General features: G+C 70.1%; 2 protein-coding genes. Both read right to left on the bottom strand.

Annotated features, from left to right (window positions below; genetic code table 11):
- Window positions 1-906: pyridoxal-phosphate-dependent aminotransferase family protein (locus tag MTR62_RS20995; protein ID WP_244024603.1), on the bottom strand; the 906-nt coding region annotated here is incomplete at its 3' end.
- Window positions 896-1,270 (bottom strand): M20/M25/M40 family metallo-hydrolase (locus tag MTR62_RS20990; RefSeq protein WP_244024601.1); only part of this gene is annotated, 375 nt, incomplete at its 5' end. The genes MTR62_RS20990 and MTR62_RS20995, both read right to left, overlap by 11 nt.

The following is a 1,270-nucleotide window of genomic DNA, read 5'->3' as shown; positions in this document are numbered from 1 at the left end:
GGCGCGGGCGTGGCGGTTGTAGCGCGCGGCCAGCCCTTCGCCGAGCGCGACGCGGGCGCATTCGCGCGCGGCGTAGAGCATCGAGGTCGCCTCGGTGTGGTGGTTCAGCCGCTTTTCCGACCAGTAGTCCATGATCATCGCAAGGTCGAAATAGTTCGAGGAAATGCGCGGTCCCTGCCCGTCCTCGAGGTCCGCCATGCGAATGCCCGCCTCGGTGTGGCGGCGCGCGAAGATACGCTCGGCGGCCGCATCCGACACGGTGATCGGCGCCGAGCCCGAAGGCCCGCCCAGGCACTTTTGCAGACCGCCGGTGACGACATCGACGCCCCAGCGATCGGCGGCCAGCTCCATGCCGCCGATCGTGGCCGTGGCATCGACGTAGGACAGCGCGCCCGCCGCGCGGCACAGCGCGCCGAGCCCTTCGAGCGGCTGGGCCATCGTGGTCGAGGTGTCGCCGTGGATCGTCGCCACCAGTTTTGGCCCGGTGCGCGCGATGGCCTCGGCAATCGCGTCCATCGGCACGGTCTCGCCCCAGGGCGCCTCGACCGTCTCGATCCGCGCGCCGATGCGGGTGAGGATCTCGGTCAGGAGCAGCCCGAAGCGCCCGAAGTTGACGACCAGCACGGTCTCGCCCGGCGCGACGAGCGAGACCAGCGCGGCCTCGATCCCCGCGCGCGCGGTGCCATCGACCAGCATCGTCCAGCGGTTCTTGGTGCCGAAGATCGGACGGTAGAGCGCCATGACCTGCTCCATGTAGCCGGTCATCTCGGGGTCGAACTGGCCCAGCAGATCGGCCGACATCGCGCGCAGCACGCGCGGGTGGGCGTTGACCGGCCCCGGCCCCATCAACAGGCGCTGGGGCGGGTCGATCTCGCCGAACAGCATGGGATCGAGGTCAACGGGCATAGGGGCGCTCTCCAAGGCGGTCGATGAAGCCGAGCATGACCTGAAGCGCGATCTGCGCATCTTCGGGTTCGACATGCTCGGCCGGATTGTGGCTGATCCCGCCCCGGCAGCGCAGGAACAGCATTGCGGTGGGGCACAGCGCGGCCATGTTCATGGCGTCGTGACCGGCCCCGGAAACGAGACGGAAGACAGGCTGGCCCGCGCTTTCAAGCGCCGCATCCATGAGCGCCATCAGCCCTTCGTCGCAGGGGCTGGGCGGCAGATCGTGGATACGCTCGACGCCAAGCTCAAGGCCGCGCGCGGCCGCGATCGCCGTACAGCGCGCCAGGATCGCCTGCGCCACCCGGTCGCGCCGCGCCGCCTC

Origin of the sequence: Novosphingobium organovorum (assembly GCF_022832435.1) — a bacterium.
Taxonomy (GTDB): domain Bacteria; phylum Pseudomonadota; class Alphaproteobacteria; order Sphingomonadales; family Sphingomonadaceae; genus Novosphingobium; species Novosphingobium organovorum.
The sequence above is the reverse complement of the archived record's forward strand: the minus strand, read 5'-3'. Positions and strand labels throughout refer to the sequence as shown.